Origin of the sequence: Ruegeria sp., from assembly GCF_028066395.1 — a bacterium.
Taxonomy (GTDB): Bacteria; Pseudomonadota; Alphaproteobacteria; order Rhodobacterales; family Rhodobacteraceae; genus Ruegeria.
The window spans coordinates 1-18,144 of the sequence record NZ_JALCBM010000024.1 but is presented as its reverse complement, the minus strand read 5'-3'; the positions used below and the strand labels follow the sequence as shown (position 1 = coordinate 18,144).

Below are 18,144 nucleotides of genomic sequence, written 5' to 3'. Positions count from 1 at the left end.
CGCCCTCACTCGATAATATTGCCGCGCAGCATGAAGCGCGCATAGGCCACGGTTGAGACAAAGCCGAGCATGGCGATGATCATGGCGGCCTCGAAGAAGATCTCGGTGCCCTGATCCAGCCCGTAAAGGATCATCAGGGCGATGGTGTTGATCACCATCGTGTCCAGCGCCAGAACGCGGGTGCCGACCCCTTCGGCGGTGATGATCCGCCACAGGCACATCATGATTGCGGCACCGAAACAGGCGAAGGCGAAGTAAATGGCATACATGATCATTCGAAAATCTCCTTCAGGCGGCGTTCATAGCGCTGCTTGATCTCGTCACGCACCGCATCCGGGTCGGGGGCGTCCAGGCAATGGACCAGCAGGTTATGTCCCTGCGCTGACAGATCGCAGCTGACCGTGCCGGGGGTCATGGTGATGGTGCCGGCCAGAACCGTGATCGCCTCGGGCGTGCGCAGTTCAAGCGGGATGCAGACCCAGTTGGGCTGCCGGTCCGCGTCGCGTTTGAACAGGATGATCCGGGCGACGGTGATGTTGGCCATGACGATGTCCCACAGCACGACCAGCATGTATTCCACGATCATCGGCCAGTTGCGCAGCTTGGGGCGGTCGGGCCAATAGGGCTGAGTGATAAACGGGATGATGATCCCCAGGATCAGCCCGAAGACCAGCGAGTTCAGCGAGGGTTTGTTGGCCAGCAGCATCCAGACCAGCGTCAGCAGGATCGTCAGATGGGGATGGGGGAATATCCGGTGCAGCAGCTTCATTACTCATCCCTTCCCAATACGGCGGTGATGTAGGCGTCTGGCGAGAACAGTTGCTCGGCCGTTTTGCGGGCATATCCCAAAGCGGGTCCGGCAAAGATGGTCAGCAGCACAAGGCCCAGAACCGCGCCAAAGATCGAGGTGAAGGCAAGGCCCGGTTGCGGCTCGGGCGCGGGTGCGGGGGCCGGTTCAGCCTCGTCTTCGGGCGGTGGCACCTGCGCGTCGTGGCTTTTCCAGAAGATCATCGTGCCAGCGCGGGCCAGACCCACGATGGTGACGAACGAGCCGATCAGGATCACCGCCCAGATTGCATTGGCATCCGGCGCATCGCGCGCCGCGTCCAGCACCAGCAGCTTGCCGATGAACCCCGACAGCGGCGGCATCCCGGCCAGCGCGATTGCGCCGACAAAGAACAGGGCCGAGATCAGCCCGCTTTGCGGCATCGGCGGTTTTGGCGCAATCGCACCGCTCTGACGCTGCATCACCAGATCGGCCACAAGGAACAGCAGCGCGGTCGCAAGGGTCGAATGGTAGATGTAATACAGCGCCGCCGCCGTCGCGCCCGGTGTGAACAGTGAGATTGCGATCAGCAACGTCCCCATCGAGGCGATGGCGCAGAAGGCCACCATCCGGGCGATATGCTGCGTGCCCAGAATGCCGATTGCGCCGATGGCCAGAGTCAGCAGGGCCGCCGGTTGCAGCCAGTCGCCGATCAGCCCCTCGGTCACCGCCACATCCGGCCCGAAGGCCAGCGTATAGACGCGCAGGATCGAATAGGCCCCGACCTTGGTCATGATCGCAAACAGCGCCGCCACCGGAAGCGGCGCATTAGCATAACTGGCGGGCAGCCAGAAATGCAGCGGTAGCACGGCGGCCTTGATGCAGAAGACCAGCAGCAACAGCACGGCGCCAACCCGCAGCAGGGCGGTGTCCTCGGGCGGGATATCGGCCACGCGGACGGCCAGATCGGCCATATTCAGCGTGCCGGTCACCGAATAGATCGTCCCCAGTGCAAACAGGAACAGGGTCGAGCCCAGCAGGTTATAGGTGACATATTGCACCCCGGCCTTCAGCCGCACCGCACCGCCGCCATGGGTCATCAGACCGTAAGAAGCGATCAGCAGGACCTCGAAGAACACGAACAGGTTAAAGGCGTCGCCGGTCAGGAAGGCTCCACAGACGCCCATCAGCTGGAAATGGAACAGGGCGTGGAAATGCTTGCCCCGGTCATCCCAGCCCGATGCAATCGCGTATAGCACAATGGGCAAGGCCAGCAGCGCGGTCAGCAGCACCATCATTGCCGACAGCCGGTCCAGCACCAGCACGATGCCGAAAGGCGCGGGCCAGTTGCCCAGCTCATAGACCTGAATATCCCCGCCCATGGCCTGCGCGGTGACGGTCAGGGCGATGCCCAGCAACCCGACAACGCCGGCCACCGAGAAGATGCGCTGCAGGTCCAGATGATAGCGCAGGACCATGATGATGAAGGGGGCCAGAATCGCGGGCAGGACGATCGGCGCAACGATCCAATGGTTCATGCGTCTTCTCCCGGCGCGTCCACGCTGTCCTGCGCGGTCATGTCGATATGGTCATCCTTCGAGGATAGATAGGCAGACAGTGCAATCATCACGATCACCGCCGTCATCCCGAACGAGATCACGATGGCCGTCAGCACCAGCGCCTGCGGCAGTGGGTCGGTATAGGGCACGTCCTTGTATTTGTTCAGAACGGCGGGCGCATCCAGGGCCAGCCGTCCGGTGGCAAACAGGAACACGTTCACCGCATAGGTCAGCAGGGACAGGCCCAGAATGACCGGAAATGTCCGGCGGCGCAGGATCAGGAAAATCCCGGCGGCGGTCAGAACGCCTACGGCAGAGGCTACCAGCGCTTCCATCAGGCGTGCTCCTTTTCGTCTTGGTCTTCGTCTGGCGGAGCGTCCCGCAACGGGTTGATATCCATCGGATGTTCCTGCGCCATACCCGGCTGCCATGCAAACCGCGACAGGCTGTCGAGCGCCAGCATCACCGCGCCCAGAACGGCAAGGAACACGCCGGTGTCAAACAGGATGGCGGTGGCCCATTCGAATTCCTCCAGCGGGGGCCAGTGAATATAGCCGAAATCGCTGGTCAGGAAGGGGCGGTCATTGAACCATGCGCCCAATCCGGTGGCGGCGGCGATCAGCACGCCCCAGCCGATGGTGCCGTGGTAATAGAACCGCTGCCTCTCGATCGCCCAAGTATAACCGCTGGCCATGTATTGCATCAGATAGGCGATGGCGACGATCAGACCGGCGATGAAACCGCCGCCGGGCTGGTTGTGGCCGCGGAAGAAGATATAGGCGCCGACCATCAAGGCAATCGGCATCATCACCCGGGTTGCGACCACCATCATCAGCGGATGCGCGTCGCCCGATTGTGGCCAGTGCGGTTTGCGGTTCAGCAGATAGCTGCGGACATTGGTGCCCAGCACGGACTCGGTCAGGGCAAAGATGATCAGCGCGGCGATGCCCAGCACGATGATCTCGCCAAAGGTATCAAAGCCCCGGAAATCCACGAGGATCACGTTGACCACATTGGTGCCGCCGCCGCCCTTGTAGGAATTCGCCAGATGGAATTCGGAAATCGTCGGGAAAGCGAAATCGCGCAGCATCAAGGCATAGATCAGCCCGCCGGTGCCAAGGCCCGCCACGACCGAGATCGCCGCATCCCGCCACCGGCGCGGGGCTGTGCTGTCCCACGGGGTTTCGGTCGGCAGGAAGTTCAGCGACAGCAGCAGCAGGATCATCGTCACCACCTCGACCGAGATCTGGGTCAGCGCCAGATCGGGGGCCGAGAGATAGTTGAACGCCATCGACACGATCAGGCCCACAACGCCGATCAGCACCAGTGACAACAGACGGTTGCGGTGGAACCACATGATCGCCAACGTCGCGCCCACCAGGCAGATCCAGCCGATGATCGGGATGGTCTGCGCGGGCAGCGGCACGCGGGTTTCCAGCCCGATGGTGCCGGTGGCATAGGCGTAATATCCCAGCCCCACGGTGAAGGCGATCAGGATGATGGCATAGCGGCTGATGACGCCATTATGCAGCTCATCCGTGATCCAGCGGCTGAACCGGGTCAGGGCGGCGATGACGGCGTCAAAGATCACCTTGGCCTCGGGCCGGGGCAGGGCGTTCCAGACATGGTCGGCCCGGCGGTGCAGCGACAGCAGGAACAGACCGCCCAGCGTCGCCACAACCGACATGTACAGCGCGGGCGTAAAGCCATGCCACAGTTTCAGCGAGTAATAGGGCAGCTTCTCGCCCCCGATCACCGCGCTGGACACGGTGGCCACCAGCGGCCCCACCAGCACGGCAGAGTTCAGGCCGATCAGCACCACCAGCACCACCAGAAACGCCGGGGCCAGCCACAGGCCAACGGGCGGATCGTGCGGGTGCGCGGCGTAATCCTCACGCTCGGGGCCAAAGAAGACATGACCCACAAAGCGGAAGGAATACGCGGCCGAGAACAGCGCCGCCACCAGCGCCAGACCCGGCACCAGATAATGCGAGTTCAGCCACGTGGTATGAACCGTCTCTTCCAGCATCATTTCCTTGGACAGGAACCCGTTCAACGGCGGCAGGCCCGCCATCGACAGGGCGGCAATGATGCCAATGGTAAAGGTGATCGGCATCAGGTGGCGCAGCCCGCCCAGCCGCTTGATGTCGCGCGTGCCGGTTTCGTGGTCGATGATCCCGGCGGTCATGAACAGCGCCGCCTTGAAGGTCGCGTGGTTGATGATGTGAAAGATGGCCGCGACCACGGCGATCTTGGTGCCAAAGCCCAGCAGCATGGTCACCAGTCCCAGATGCGACACCGTGGAGAACGCCAGCAGCGCCTTCAGGTCATCCTTGAACAGCGCGATCACCGCGCCAATCAGCATGGTCACCAGCCCGGTGGTGGCGACGATATAGAACCACGCATCCGTCCCCGCCAGCACCGGCCACATCCGCGCCATCAGGAACAGCCCCGCCTTCACCATGGTGGCCGAGTGCAGATAGGCCGAAACCGGCGTCGGCGCGGCCATCGCGTGCGGCAGCCAGAAGTGGAACGGAAACTGCGCCGATTTGGTGAAACAGCCCAGCAGGATCAGGATCAGCGCGGGCAGGTAATGGGGTGAGGACTGGATCAGCTCTTTGTTCTGCAAAATGACGCTCAGGTCGTATGAGCCCACGATATTGCCCAGAATCAGCATCCCCGCGATCATCGCCAGCCCGCCCGATCCGGTCACGGCCAGCGCCATGCGCGCGCCCTGCCGCCCCTCGGGCAGGTGTTTCCAATAGCCGATCAGCAGGAATGAGCTAAGCGACGTAAGCTCCCAGAAAATAAGCAGAAGCAGGATATTGTCGGACAGCACGATCCCCACCATCGCGCCCTGAAACAGCAGCAGATAAGTGTAGAACTGCCCCATCGGGTCCTCGCGCGACAGGTAGAACCGCGCGTAAAGGATGATCAGCAGACCGATGCCCAGGATCAGCAACGCAAACAGAAAGCCCAACCCGTCCAGCATGAAATTGGCGTTCAGCCCCAGCCCCGGTATCCAGTCAAAGCGCGCGGTCACAACCTCGCCCCGCATCACGGCGGGCGCGTGGATCAGCAGCCCGGCAAAGGCCAGAAAGCTGGTCAGCCCCGCCGCCGAGGCCGCCGCATTGCGGCCTGCGCGGATCAGCAGGGCGGGAAAGACAGCGCCGAGAAAGGGAAGGGCCGCGATAAGGAATAGGGACAATTGCGATACTCCGGTCTGGGCGGTCGTTTGGAACGAATTTCTAGCGATAATTTATTGGCTGGCCGGAAATTGCAAGGTGAACAGCCGAGTCTAAACGCATCGGGTGGATGTATTTTTTCCCGGCGATAATGACGTGAACTTGATCCGCCCCCGGGATTTCGGCGCGGCATATGTGACCTAGCTATGGTAAAAGCGGTCAACAAAGCGAGATGAGGACGGCGTGCCGGAAACAGCGAAACGAACCCGCAGATGGGTCCTTTTGGGCGGTGGCGCTGCCGCGGCCGCCGGGTTTGCCATTCGCGAATACCGTCTGATCCCGCAGGATTACGCGGGTGGGCAGCTGAGCGTGGCTGAGGCGCATGCGCAGGCGCTGGCAGGCGATATCCTGCTGGTCGATATCCGAACGCCGCGCGAATGGAAAAGCACCGGCGTCGGGCAGGCCGCCACACCGCTGGACATGCGCCGCGACGATTTCGTGCAGGCGCTGACGCAACTGGTGGGTGGCGATACCGCCACCCCGGTGGCGTTGATCTGCGCGCGGGGGGTACGCTCGGCCCGGTTGAGCAATCACCTGACCGAAGCGGGGTTTTCCAATATCATCGACGTGCCTGAGGGCATGCTGGGCTCGGCTGCCGGGCCGGGCTGGGTGCGCGCGGGGCTGCCGGTGGATCGTTACACAGGGGACATAGGATGACAGTGAAACATTGGCTGGCGCTTGGCCTGGCCCTGACGGCGCAATCGGCCTTTGCCGCCTGTGGCGCGGACGAAGGGGTGTGTGAAACCCCGTCCGGCGAATACCATATCGAGCTGCCCGACGAAGAAAACCCACCGTTGGTCGTGTTTCTGCACGGCTATGGCGGCAGCGGCGCGGGCACGATGCGCAATCGCGGCATGGTCGATCCGTTGCTGGATCGCGGCTATGCGGTGATGGCACCCGAAGGGGCGCTGCGCAACGGGCGCAAAAGCTGGAACTTCTACCCCGGATGGGAGGGTCGAGACGAGACCGCCTTTCTGACCGAAGTGGTCGAGGACGCGGCGGACCGGTTCGGCATCGACAGCGATCGCGTGGTTCTGGGCGGCTTCTCGGCAGGCGGGTTCATGGTGAACTATCTGGCCTGCGCCGCGCCCGAGACGTTCTCGGCCTATGTCCCGGTCTCGGGCGGGTTCTGGCGACCGCACCCCGAGGCCTGCGAGGGGCCGATACGGATGTTCCACACTCATGGCTGGACCGACAATGTGGTGCCGCTGGAAGGGCGCATTCTGGGCGGAGGCCGGTTCCATCAGGGCGATATCTTCGCAGGGTTGGAGATCTGGCGCGTGGCCAATGAATGCCCCGACACCAAGCCCACCGGGTTCAGCACCACCGACCAGTTCATGCGCCGCAAATGGGCAAACTGCGCCGAGGGCAGCGCTTTGGAGTTTGCCCTATTCCCCGGCGGGCATTCCGTGCCCACGGGCTGGGCGGATATGATGGTGGATTGGTACGAAGGTCTGCCCGGCAGCTGATTACTCTGCCGGGGTCACAACGCCTTTGCCCTCGACCAGCCGCTTCAGTTCGCCGCGATAGCGGCGGGCCGAGCGGGTGATGGCGGGTTCGCGGTAGTCCTCGCGCATTCCAACCATGCGGCGGGCCGGACCAGCGGACACGCCGCTAAGCGCCGAAAGCGGGATTGCCAGCGCCAGGCTGACGGCAATCGGAGCCAGCCAGACCGAGACCAGCCCGGCCAGGATACCCACGCTCAGCGCCACTCCACTGACGGTTTCCAGCGCGTGGCACAGGATCAGCGTGCGCAGCCCATAGGTGCCGCCGTCACGGGCCTGAGGTGACCAGCCTTTTTGCAGGCCAAGCGCGGTGCGGAATACGGCAATCATCTGCTGCACCATCAGGATCGGCGCGTAGAGGATCGACAGCACTACTTCGGCCAGAAACGAGGTTACAAACCGCCCCGCGCCACCGAAATCGGAATAGCGCACGCCGCTGAGGGGCAGGGCCAGAACGCCCAGAACCTTGGGGGCCAGCAGCATCGCGTACATGACCAGAATGATCAGCACATGGCGGGTCTCCGACATCTCGGGCCATTGCGGGAACAGCGGGTTGTCGGGGCTGAAGTAATGCAGGACCGAGGAGTCCTTGCCCTGTCCGATCAGCGCCCACATCACCAGCAGGGCAAACCACAAGGGCGACATCAGATAGCCCACCGCGCCATGGAACATATGGAACCGCGAGACCGCGCGGAACCCGGTCGAGCCCAGCAGTTTCAGATGTTGCAGATTGCCCTGACACCAGCGGCGATCCCGCAGGGCGTGGTCGATGAGGGTGGGGGGTGTTTCCTCATATGACCCACGAATGCGCGGCAGGAACCGCACCGCCCATCCGGCGCGGCGCAGCAGACCGGCCTCGACAAAATCGTGACTCATGATCAGCTTGTCCTGCCCGCCGAACGACCGCAGCTTGGGCAGCCCGGCGCTGGAGGCGAAAGCCTTGGTGCGGATGATGGCGTTATGGCCCCAATAGTTGCCTTCCTGCCCGCACCAGCGGGCCAGACCTTCGGCAAAGGCGATGCCGTAGACACCGTTGGCGAATTGCTGCATCCGGGCAAAAACCGATTGCGCGCCGATCAGTTGCGGATAGCTCTGGATCAGCCCCGCGCCCGGATCGCGCGCCAAAGCGTCGGTCAGGCGATAGATGGCGCGGCCCGTCATCAGGCTGTCGGCGTCCAGCACCAGCATCGCATCCCACTCAGCACCCCAGCGGCTGACCCAATCAGCGATATTGCCCACCTTGCGGTCGGTATTCTGTTCGCGGCGGCGGTAATACAGCTCCAGCCCGGGGGCGAGTGTGGTGCGCAGCGCCTCGATACTGGCCTGTTCCTGCGCGGCAATGTCCGGGTCGCGGGTGTCGGACAGGATGAACATGGCATAGTGGTGCTGACCACCACGCGCCCGCAGATCCTCTAGCATCGTGCGGGCATTGCCCAGCACGTTCCACGGCACCTCATTGTAAACCGGCATCAACAGCGCCACGCGCAGGGGCTGGGGGCGCGCCTCACGCTTGGGTTGGTTCTGCCGCGACAGTGAGACCATGCCCAGCAGAACGGTGCAGACCGTGAAGGAAATCCAGAAAAAGTTGAACGAGATCAACGCCAGCAGGATGGCCTCGATCAGGTTGATCCCTTCAGAGCCGAACCAGTCGGTCATGACCCAGAACAGGCCCACCGTGGCCGCCATTGCCGGGGAAAACGCCAGTGCCCGCCAGAACCCCGCCGAGGCGCGACGCCCCGCAGGCACCTGCGCGTCACGGAAATCGCGGTCGAAATCCTGCGCGGGCATGGCCAGCGACGCCTCGGGCGGCATGATATGCAGATCGCGGCTCATGTGGTCCAACGATAAAGCCACACTTCCGAGGCGGCCTGTCCGTCCAGCAGCAACTGCGCGCGCAGCTCGACATGGTTACGCTCAGCCGGTTGGAAGGAAAACGCCAGCCGCAGCCCGCCAGTGTCGGGGTTGCGTTGCAACACCCCGTCCGAGGTTTCGGCATGGGGCGAGTTGACGAAGATCGTCATCGCTTCGGGGTCTTCAAACAGATCGCTGGGCTCAAAGTCGATAACGGCCAGACGGCCCTCGCCAAAGGTGTTTTCGCCCATTGCGGTGTTGATCACGCGCGGCATCGGGGTGCGCTGCGGCTCCTCGCCCCAGATCAGGCGATAGGACAGATCGACCTGCTGCCCTGCGGCATAGGGGGTCGCGGGGCGCCAATAGGCGACAATATTGTCGTAAATCTCCTGATCGGCGGGGATCTCGACCAGAGTGACCGAGCCCTTGCCCCAATCACCCTTGGGTTCGACCCACAGGCCGGGGCGTTTGTGATACTTGGCCTCGAGGTCAGCATAATCCGAGAACTTGCGCTTGCGCTGCATCAGGCCGAACCCGCGCGGGTTTGTGTCGACGAACGAAGAAATCTGCAACCGGGTTGGGTTAGCCAGCGGGCGCCACAGCACCTCGCCATTGCCATTGCGCACCAGCAGCCCGTCGCTGTCATGCACGGCGGGGCGGAAATCATCGAACCGGCTGTGATTGGTCTGATCATACAGGAACATCGAGGTGCCCGGCGCGATGCCCACATGGGGCAGTTCGGTGCGCGGGAACAGGGTCGCCTCGACATCCATCACGCAATCGGCCCCGGCGGTGACGGTGAAGCGATAGGCCCCGGTGACGCTGGGGCTGTCCATTAGCGCATGCACTACCATGTCTCGCTGCCCGGGCTTGGGCCGTTCCAGCCAGAAGCGGATGAATTCGGGGAATTCCTCGCCATCCGGGTCGCCGGTCTTCAGCGCCAGACCCCGGGCCGAGAGGCCATAGACCTCGTGCAGCCCGATGGCGCGGAAATAGCTGGCCCCCTGAAAGACGCAGAACTCGTCGGTTTTGCCCGGACGGTGCATTTCGGTGCGCAGGCGCAGGCCGGAAAAGCCCAGCGTGTCGTCGATGGGCAGGTCGGGCACGTCCTCGGATTTGTCGAACATCGCCAGATCGAAGGTGACCGGCGTGGTCATGCCATCCTCGACGGTCGAGACTTTGACTGTGCGCGGGAAGTACAGGCCGGGCGTGAAGAAATCGACGTTGAAAGGCGTCTCGGTCTCATACCACAACGCGCGGTCCAGCCGGAACCGGATGGAGCGGTACTGCTGATATGTCAGGTCCTGCCATTCCTGCGGCACCATCTCGCGTTCCGCATAAGGACGGCTGGCCAGATCGCGGGCCAGATCGATCACGTCCTGACGGTCAAAGGGCACCTCACCCCCCGTCGCATAGGCGGAGGGGGCAAAGGCCAGGGCAGTCGTCGAGGCCAGGAATGCGCGACGGGTAAAGTTCATTTCTTCGACTTCCATGGTTGTGACTTGAACCACGCGGCCAGATAGGCCACGCCGATGATCATGGCAAAGCCAATCATGTTGGCGGCAAAGACGCTGGCAACATCCCGCCCGCTCTGATCCAGGGCGACCCCGATCAGGCGTGCCGCTGCCATCGAGAACACGAAGACCGCCAGCGATTGCTGCCCGACCTTGGTGATGACGGCCAGCAGCCCTTGCCAGATGCGCGCCGCCGTTCCGTGGCCGGTGGCGATCAGGCGGTGGCCGTGTTCACCGGCAGCGACCCAGCCCAGATAGGCCAGCGACAGGAAATGGACATAGCGCAGCAAGCCAAACTCGGTCTTGCCGCGCAGCTCTTCGGTCAGGGGCCAGCCCTTGCGGAGCACCGCACCCAGATCGGGCGCTGCAGTGTTGATCCAGGTAAAGACTTTCCACGACCCGAAGGGGGCGGACAGAACCACGAAGGCAATCGCCAGCCAGATCAGGGTTTTCGACACTGGCGGGGCCGGTATCCAGCCGCGCATGAAGGCAAAGCCGGTGAAGAACAGCAATTGCCAGCCGAACGGGTTGAAGAACCACTGACGCTCGGACCAGGGCTCGGCCGGAAGGGCCAGCGCGCCGGTCTGGGCGATGAACCAGATGGCGACCGACACCGCTGCCATCAGCCAGAAGCTGACGCGGTAGAGCGCCATGTAAAGTGGCATCAGCGCCAGAACCACCAGATACATCGGCAGGATGTCAAAGTAGTTGGGCACATAGGTCAGGGTGAAAATCCCAACCAGTTGCGGCGCTGGATCGTTGAAGAAATGCTGCAGGTTCAGGGACGAGATATAGTTCTTTTCAAACAACCCCGTCTCGTTCAGCGCAGCCATGGTCATGGCGACAAAGAAGAACAGCGCGATATGCGCCCAATAGACCTGCCAGATGCGGAAGGCGACGCGCGCGGTGCCCATCCACCAGCCCTTTTTCAAGAACGCGCCGCCAAAGGCGATGGCCGAGGCCATGCCCGAGCAGAACACGAAAATCTCGGTCGCGTCGGAATAACCGAAGCGGGCCGGTATCCAGCGCGCCCATGGATCGTTGGGGATATGGGCGATCAGGATGATGAACATCGCGATGCCGCGATAGAAATCCAGTCGCGGGTCGCGCGTGCGGGCAGGGGTTGCAGCCGAGGCCGCAGCGGGTGCAAAATCAGAAGCGGGCGATATGGTCGCCATACGTTTTCTGTCCTTCTTGGTCTTTGTCTTATTCGGCGGGGACGCTTTGGGCGTCGCCGCGGTCGCGGGCCGTTTCGATCAATGCGCGGCGCGCCAATGCGTAGTTATCCTCGCCCCCGGCCCGTTTGGCGCGACGGTCGTCCAGAATGCGCTCAACCGCGTCCAGACGCCCGGCGCGCAGGCCGGAATCAATTGTGATGCGCTCGAATACATCACGTTGCGCGTGACTGCCACCAGCCAGTTGCATTGATCCGCGCGCATGCGACAGGTGGTCGAAGGCGATCTCGTATTGCCCGTCACCAAAGGCCTCAAGCCCCATCGCCGCCGAAAGACCGGGATTGGCCATGCGCCGGGCGGTGTCGTCCTTGGGCTGTTCGGCGTCCTTGCGGATGCGGCCCAGCATCTTGGCGGTTGCATCGGTGCGGTTGTCGCCGGTCAGGGCCAGCAGATAGTGCAGATCGGCGAAGATCAGGCAGCCATCCTCGGTGCGGGCGGCGCTGAGATCGGCCAGCTCTTCCCAGCGATTGCCGACATTGACGCCCTCAAGCTCCAACCGAGACAGCAGCGAGGTTGCGTTCGAGATGTCACGGTAATCGTCGGTCTTGTCCTGACGGATATGGGTGTCATAAAGCTCCATCACCTGATCGACCTGACCCAGATCCAGATGCATCAGCGCCTTGTGCCACCAGACGTGATAGCGGAAGTTGTGGCAGTGGGCCCAGGCGTCCTCGCGCCCGGCCAGCCAGTCCAGACCCTGTGCGGCATTGCCGGTCATGTCGTGCACATGCGCAACCGCATGCAGGCCCCAGGCATCGTCCGACACCATCCACAGAGCCTGACGCCCGGCAATCTCGGCCTTGTCATAGGCGCCGGTTTCCTCAAGCGCGAAGGCCTGACAGCCCAGCAGATATCCACGGCCCGCGTGATCCGGCGCATAGGTGGGCATCACTCGTTCGATCGACCGGCGCATCCCCTGCGCATCGCCCAGTACAAAGCGGGTCGCATGGCTGAGCTTCATCGCCAGCGTGTCCTGCGGATGATCGCGCAGGATGTCTTCGAATTTCTGCACGGCCTGCACCAGATGCCCGGCCAGATACAGGGACAGCGCCTCGACATAGAGCTGTTCGCGGGCGGAAACCGGCTGACGCGCCATCGCCGCATTGGCCGCGTTCAGCGCTTCGACCGCAACCGGCAGCATTTCGCGACGGCCCAGCAGAACCATGAACAGACCCTTGATCGCGTGACCCAGCGCAAAGTCCGGCTCAAGCTCCAGCACTTTGCCCAAATGTTGCGGGGTGACCGCCGCATGCGCCATGAACCCGAGCAGAACACCATCCCACGCCTCGACACTTGCGGGCTGGGTCAGAGTGTTCATCTGTCCAAAAACGTCTTGTTTCATGCTCGGGTCCAATCTGATTGCGAAATTCTACATTGTTCGATTTAGCAGAGTGTGCAGGCGCGTCGTAACAGTATCGACCCTGCTCTCGAATTGGTGAAAAGCTGTGTGTGTGAAAGGTGAAAAAAACCGCCGATTCAACGGCATGTTTCAGCAACATGCCGCCGAAATAGGCAATGTGTTTCAATCATCAAAGGGGTTTTCGGCGCTCAACACGGCCTGAGTGTCGGCCCCGCAGACCGGTGGCGCGCTGCGATATGTTACAGGCGTGCGTGACAGATGCAGGGGATTCCCGATCAATTGCACCGGTCCGGGGGCGGCCTGCAGGTCGATCTGCATCTGCCGTGCGGCGACCTGATCGGTGTCGAAAACCTGATCCAGCGTCTGCACCGGCCCGACCGGCACTTTCAGCGCCTCAAGCCCGTCGATCACGGCGCGTGTGTCCAGTGTCTGCACCGCCGGGCGCAGGATGGCATTCAGCGCGTCGCGATGTTCCAGACGGGCGGGGTTGGTGGCAAATCTTGCGTCCTCGGCCAGTTCGGGATGGCCGATAAAGCCGCAGAACCGCTGGAACTGGCTGTCATTGCCGACCGCAAGGATCACATGCCCGTCCGAGGTTTCATAAACATCATAAGGCACGATATTGGGGTGCCCGTTGCCGCGCCGCTGCGGGACATTGCCCGAGGTCAGGTAATTCACGCCCTCATTGATCAGCCAGGCGATCTGCGCATCGACCAGCGCCAGATCGATCTGCTGGCCCTCGCCGGTCAGGTCACGGTGACGCAGGGCGGCCAGAATGCCGACGGTGGCGTACATGCCGCACATCACATCCGCGATGCCCACGCCAACCTTCATCGGCGCGCCCTGCGGGTCGCCCGTCAGCGACATGATCCCGCCATATCCCTGCGCCATCAGGTCATAGCCCGGTTTCGACGCATTCGGCCCGGTCTGGCCGTAGCCCGAGATCGAGCAATAGACCAAATCCGGGAACTCCTGCGACAGGGTCGCATAGTCCAGCCCGTATTTGGCCAGCCCGCCGGGTTTGAAATTCTCGATCAGGATATCCGCATGGGACGCCAGCCGCCGGATCTCGGCCTGACCTTCGGGCGTGGCGATATCCAGCGCGACCGATTTTTTGTTCCGGTTCGAGGACATGAAATAGGCGCTCAGGTCCGAGCGATTGCCGTCTGCATCCTCGACGTAAGGAGGGCCCCATTGCCGTGTGTCGTCACCCCCGGTTGCGGGGTTTTCGATCTTGATGACAGTTGCGCCCAGATCGCCCAGCAACTGCGTGCTGGTGGGTCCGGCCAGAATACGGCTGAGGTCCAGAACCTTGACGCCCTTCAGGGGTCCTTCAGATGCGGCCATCATATCCTCCTCGGTCAATCTCAGCCGCGATAACGGTGAAGCGGTCGGCGTTCAAGGCCTCTTGCAACGCGGCGCGCAGTTCGGCCCGGTTGCGCACGGTGTGGCCGTTGCCGCCAAAGGCGCGGCCCATGGCGGCAAAGTCGTGGCGGTCGAAATCGACACCCCGGTTGCCCATCTGGCGCTGGCGCTGTTTCAGCTCGATCAGTGCGAGGCTGGCATCGACAAAGACCAGAAAGATCGGGTTGCCGCCCATTTCGGCGGCGGTCGACAGTTCTCCGGCAACCATCAGGAACCCGGCATCGCCGGAAAAGCTGATGACGGGGCGGTCGGGTTCGGCCAGTTGCAGACCGATTGCCATCGGCACCGCGCAGCCCATGGTACACAGTGCCGAGGACTGGATCAGCCCGCGTTCCTCGTGGCAGGTCCACATCTGGCTCAGCAGGATGCGATGCGCGCCGCTGTCGGCGGTGGCCAGCGTCTCGGGCGGCAGGGCGGCGCGGGTTTCGGCGATCACCGCTGCCGGGCCCCAGTCTTCATCCGTGGGAAAGGCCAGCGCCAGTGCCGCCTTGACCTGCGCCGGTTCGCCACCCACCCAGGTATCGCGCGCGGGGTTGCCCTTGGCGATGGCCTCCAGCGTGGTGCCGGTATCGGCCACCAGATTAAGCCCGGCCTGATGCATGTAGTGGTCGTTGACCACGGCGGAAATGTCGATGACACGCTTGTCTTTGGGGTCCCAGACCTCGCGCCAGCCGGGGCGCATCTCGATCGGGTCATAGCCCAGACACAGCACCAGATCGGATTGTTCCACCAGCGGCAACAGATGTTTGTCCGCCAGCGGCGACAGGCCCGCGCCACCCAGACACAAGGGATGATCCTCGGGCACAACACCCTTGGCCTTGTAGGTGGTCACGAAGGGAATGCCGAAATGTTCCAGAAAGGCCTGCACGATGCAGTGTGAATCGTCATAAAGCACGTCCAGACCAACAATGGCGATGGGCCGTTCCGCCTGCGCCACCCAGCGGCGGGCCTGTTCCAGACATTCACCACCCGGCGCCACCGGGGCAGCCTTGGCCAGCCGTCGCGTTTTCACGCCCGTCACCCGCATGTCGGCAACCGAGATCGGCACATCGATATGCACCGGACCGGGGCGCGGCTGATTGGCCAGCGACACGGCCTTGTCGGCGATGATATCGGCCCCATCGGCGGTCAGCATGAAGGTGCCCTTGGTGATCGAGCGGTAGACCTGCGCATGATCCATTACCTGATGGGTATAGGTCAGCGCCTCATCCGCATCGACGCAGCCGGTCAGCACGATCATCGGCACCCGGTCCTGCAGCGCATTGGCCACCACATTGATCCCGTTCATCGCGCCGGGACCCAGCGTCGCCACCAGAATGGCAGGCGCGCGGTCGCGGTGATGCACGGCCTCGGCCATGAAACCGGCGGCGTTTTCGTGTTTGGTCAGGTGAAAGGTGATGCCCGCCTTTTCCAGCGCATCGACCAGCGTCAGAACCTCACCCCCCGGCATTCCAAAGGCGTGGCGGCATCCGGCCTCATACAGGCGTTGGGCCAGAAGATCCGCAGCGCGGGGTGAGGGGTCCTGCATCAGTCATGCTCCGGGTATTTGCGTTGCATTGCAGATTGCGGAGGACAGCGCGGGACGCAAGGCGGATCACACCAGTGTGACTATTTGACTGCGGATTCAGCGATATCCTGAAACCTGTTGTCCAATTCTTCGGCAATTTCGGCCAAAGCTGCACTGCCTTCGGGCAGATAGGGGGCAAAGACAAAGCTGGGCGTCTTGTAAGACAGGGTGGCGGTGCCATCCTCATCTTCGGTCACGTAGAAGCGGATTGGCGCCTCGATCATCGCGGCGGTCGAGGTTTCCAGCACCCGCACCGCATAATCATTGTTGAACGCTCCGATCACCCGATTGCCGGGAATGGTGATCCCGCGCGCAGCCGCCGCTTTGGTCGGGCCGGCCTGCGTCACTACGATCAGCCCGTTTTCCTTGATCGCCGTCTTAGTGGCATCGACCAGTTGGTCATAGCTTTTGCTGGTCGGATAGATGGCCCATCCGGCAAGGGGCTCGGTCGCCCAGGCGGGCAGGGCCAGCAGGCACAGGGCGGACAGGAACGCTTTCATCGCGGGGCACCTTCCTTTGACGTCGGATGCCTGAGTGTTGCCAGAAATCGCTAATGAGCGCACGCAGTTTGTCACGCATGGGCGCGCGGGTCAGAATTCCGGTCAGCCCCCGCGCTTTTTCAGCAGATAGATATCCATGATCCAGCCGTGTTCCGACCGGGCAGCGGCGCGGGTTTGCAGAATTTCATCCGCCACCTGATCCAGCGGGCCTTTGATCAGGATTTCCTCGGCCATACCCACATAGGCGCCCCACCAGATGTCATACTCTGCCATCTCCAGACTCTGGAACGAGCATTCGCCGTCCAGCATAACGGCGACTTTCGACGCCTCTGCGGGCCAACCTTCGTCGCGCAGGCGGCGGCCTGTGGTGACGATATAAGGCGCACCGATATCGTTGATCGGGATCGCATGCGCCGCCGTCAGCGCCTGCAGCGCGGTGATGCCGGGGATCACCTGTGTTTTCGGCTGCGGGTCCAGCCGCGAGGCAATCCGCAGAGAGCTGTCGTAAAGCGACGGATCGCCCCAGATCAGCAGCGCCACCTTGCGCGCCTGCGGACGCGCATCCATCGCCGCACGCCAGCGCAGCGCAATCGCGTCATGCCAGTCGTCCACGCCGCGCAGATACCCGTCCTCAGCCCGGCGCTGCGGGATGTCGAAATAGGCGATCTGCGGCGGCGTTTCGGTGACCTGCGCGATGATCTGCTCGCGAATTCCGGCCAGATCGGCCTTGTTGTCACCCTTGCGCGGGATCAGGATCAGATCGGCCTCGCGGATCGCCTGCGCGCCCTGAAAGGTCACGTGATCGGGGTTGCCGGTGCCGATGCCGATCAGGATCAGCTCAATCATCGTCGAACTCCGCCAAAGGGCCATAGAGGATCAGGGCGGGGGCGGTTCCAATCTCTTCCGCCAGTCGGTCCGACAGCGCACCGATGGTCGACCGATGCAACACCTGGTCGGGGGTCGAGACGGATTCGGCCATCAGCGCGGGCGTATCCAGCGACAGGCCATGGGCATTCAGCGCCTCGACCAGCAGCGGGAAGGTGCGTTTGCCCATGAACACGACGGTGGTCGCGCCCGCATCAGCCAGCGCGGGCAGGTTGAGGTCCTTGGGCAGCTTGCCGCTGACATCATGGCCGGTGACAAACTGCACCCGCCGCGCCGTCAGCCGTCGGGTCAGCGGGATACCCGCCGCCGCCGCCGCTGCCACGGCCGAGGGGATGCCGGGGATGATCTCATAGTCGATCCCGGCCTCACGCAGGGCCACCAGTTCCTCCTCAAGCCGTCCGAACATGCCGCCATCGCCCGATTTCAGGCGCACCACATGCTGGCCGGTCTGCGCGTATTCCACCAGCAACCGGCTGACATGATCCTGCTTGGGTGACGGTCGACCGGCGCGCTTGCCCACGCCCACCAGATCGGCATCCTCACGCGCATGGCTTAGGATCGGACCGCTGCTAAGGTCGTCGAACAGCACCGCATCGGCTTTGCCCATCCGGTTGACAGCCTTCAGGGTCAACAGCTCCGGGTCGCCCGGGCCGGAGCCGATGAAAGAGACAAAACCGCTCATGCCGAGGCCTCTGCAATCAGGTGAAAGAACGTGCCGGTGACATGGCCGCG

At 63.0% G+C, this 18,144-nt stretch carries 16 protein-coding genes; 2 read left to right on the top strand and 14 right to left on the bottom strand.

Annotated elements, in window-relative coordinates; genetic code table 11:
• Positions 1-5: 5 nt before the first annotated feature.
• From MPJ51_RS09695 to MPJ51_RS09675, 5 genes are read right to left on the bottom strand one after another with little or no spacing between them, the layout of a single operon-like run.
• Entirely contained in the window at positions 6-275 is a 270-nt protein-coding gene (locus tag MPJ51_RS09695) for a K+/H+ antiporter subunit F (RefSeq protein WP_298385377.1), read from the bottom strand.
• Positions 272-769 carry a Na+/H+ antiporter subunit E gene (locus MPJ51_RS09690; protein WP_298385374.1) on the bottom strand — a complete coding sequence of 166 codons (498 nt, stop codon included), beginning with the start codon at positions 767-769 and terminating at the stop codon, positions 272-274. The genes MPJ51_RS09695 and MPJ51_RS09690 overlap by 4 nt, the downstream gene beginning before the upstream one ends.
• Positions 769-2,304: a monovalent cation/H+ antiporter subunit D gene (locus MPJ51_RS09685; RefSeq protein ID WP_298385371.1), complete on the bottom strand. Its 1,536-nt coding sequence runs from the start codon at positions 2,302-2,304 to the stop codon at positions 769-771. Before MPJ51_RS09685 ends, MPJ51_RS09690 begins: the two co-directional genes overlap by 1 nt.
• The gene (locus MPJ51_RS09680; protein ID WP_298385368.1) at positions 2,301-2,660 is read right to left on the bottom strand and encodes a Na+/H+ antiporter subunit C; all 360 of its coding nucleotides are present in this window, start codon (positions 2,658-2,660) and stop codon (positions 2,301-2,303) included. Before MPJ51_RS09680 ends, MPJ51_RS09685 begins: the two co-directional genes overlap by 4 nt.
• Positions 2,660-5,533 carry a monovalent cation/H+ antiporter subunit A gene (locus tag MPJ51_RS09675; protein ID WP_298385366.1) on the bottom strand — a complete coding sequence of 958 codons (2,874 nt, stop codon included), beginning with the start codon at positions 5,531-5,533 and terminating at the stop codon, positions 2,660-2,662. The genes MPJ51_RS09680 and MPJ51_RS09675 overlap by 1 nt, the downstream gene beginning before the upstream one ends.
• A gap of 220 nt (positions 5,534-5,753) precedes the next feature.
• On the opposite strand from MPJ51_RS09675, the gene MPJ51_RS09670 reads away from it, so the two are divergent.
• Positions 5,754-6,227: a rhodanese-like domain-containing protein gene (locus tag MPJ51_RS09670; protein ID WP_298385363.1), complete on the top strand. Its 474-nt coding sequence runs from the start codon at positions 5,754-5,756 to the stop codon at positions 6,225-6,227.
• Positions 6,224-7,039 (top strand): alpha/beta fold hydrolase, encoded by an 816-nt coding sequence (locus MPJ51_RS09665; RefSeq protein ID WP_298385360.1) that lies wholly within the window; start codon positions 6,224-6,226, stop codon positions 7,037-7,039. The genes MPJ51_RS09670 and MPJ51_RS09665 overlap by 4 nt, the downstream gene beginning before the upstream one ends.
• Here the strand turns inward: MPJ51_RS09665 and mdoH are convergent, their stop codons facing one another.
• From mdoH to cobA, 9 genes are all read right to left on the bottom strand, one after another.
• On the bottom strand, positions 7,040-8,908 hold the full coding sequence (mdoH, locus tag MPJ51_RS09660; RefSeq protein WP_298385357.1) for a glucans biosynthesis glucosyltransferase MdoH: 1,869 nt from the start codon (positions 8,906-8,908) through the stop codon (positions 7,040-7,042).
• Complete coding sequence (locus MPJ51_RS09655; RefSeq protein ID WP_298385477.1) at positions 8,905-10,404, bottom strand: glucan biosynthesis protein G; 1,500 nt, start codon at positions 10,402-10,404, stop codon at positions 8,905-8,907. Before MPJ51_RS09655 ends, mdoH begins: the two co-directional genes overlap by 4 nt.
• On the bottom strand, positions 10,401-11,618 hold the full coding sequence (locus tag MPJ51_RS09650) for an OpgC domain-containing protein (RefSeq protein WP_298385354.1): 1,218 nt from the start codon (positions 11,616-11,618) through the stop codon (positions 10,401-10,403). Before MPJ51_RS09650 ends, MPJ51_RS09655 begins: the two co-directional genes overlap by 4 nt.
• Before the next feature lie 28 nt (positions 11,619-11,646).
• Complete coding sequence (locus tag MPJ51_RS09645) at positions 11,647-13,017, bottom strand: tetratricopeptide repeat protein (RefSeq protein WP_298385352.1); 1,371 nt, start codon at positions 13,015-13,017, stop codon at positions 11,647-11,649.
• Positions 13,018-13,197: 180 nt separating this feature from the next.
• Positions 13,198-14,382, bottom strand: a complete 1,185-nt coding sequence (locus MPJ51_RS09640; protein ID WP_298385349.1) for a CaiB/BaiF CoA-transferase family protein — start codon at positions 14,380-14,382, stop codon at positions 13,198-13,200.
• Positions 14,369-15,988, bottom strand: coding sequence for a thiamine pyrophosphate-binding protein (locus tag MPJ51_RS09635; protein ID WP_298385346.1), 1,620 nt, complete (start codon positions 15,986-15,988; stop codon positions 14,369-14,371). The genes MPJ51_RS09640 and MPJ51_RS09635 overlap by 14 nt, the downstream gene beginning before the upstream one ends.
• A gap of 80 nt (positions 15,989-16,068) precedes the next feature.
• Positions 16,069-16,527 (bottom strand): DUF302 domain-containing protein, encoded by a 459-nt coding sequence (locus MPJ51_RS09630; protein WP_298385343.1) that lies wholly within the window; start codon positions 16,525-16,527, stop codon positions 16,069-16,071.
• A gap of 102 nt (positions 16,528-16,629) precedes the next feature.
• Positions 16,630-17,373, bottom strand: coding sequence for a precorrin-6A synthase (deacetylating) (cobF, locus tag MPJ51_RS09625; RefSeq protein ID WP_298385340.1), 744 nt, complete (start codon positions 17,371-17,373; stop codon positions 16,630-16,632).
• A complete protein-coding gene (gene cobA, locus MPJ51_RS09620) occupies positions 17,366-18,094 on the bottom strand; it encodes a uroporphyrinogen-III C-methyltransferase (RefSeq protein ID WP_298385337.1) in 729 nt (242 codons plus the stop codon). The genes cobF and cobA overlap by 8 nt, the downstream gene beginning before the upstream one ends.
• Between the last annotated feature and the right edge of the window lie 50 nt (positions 18,095-18,144).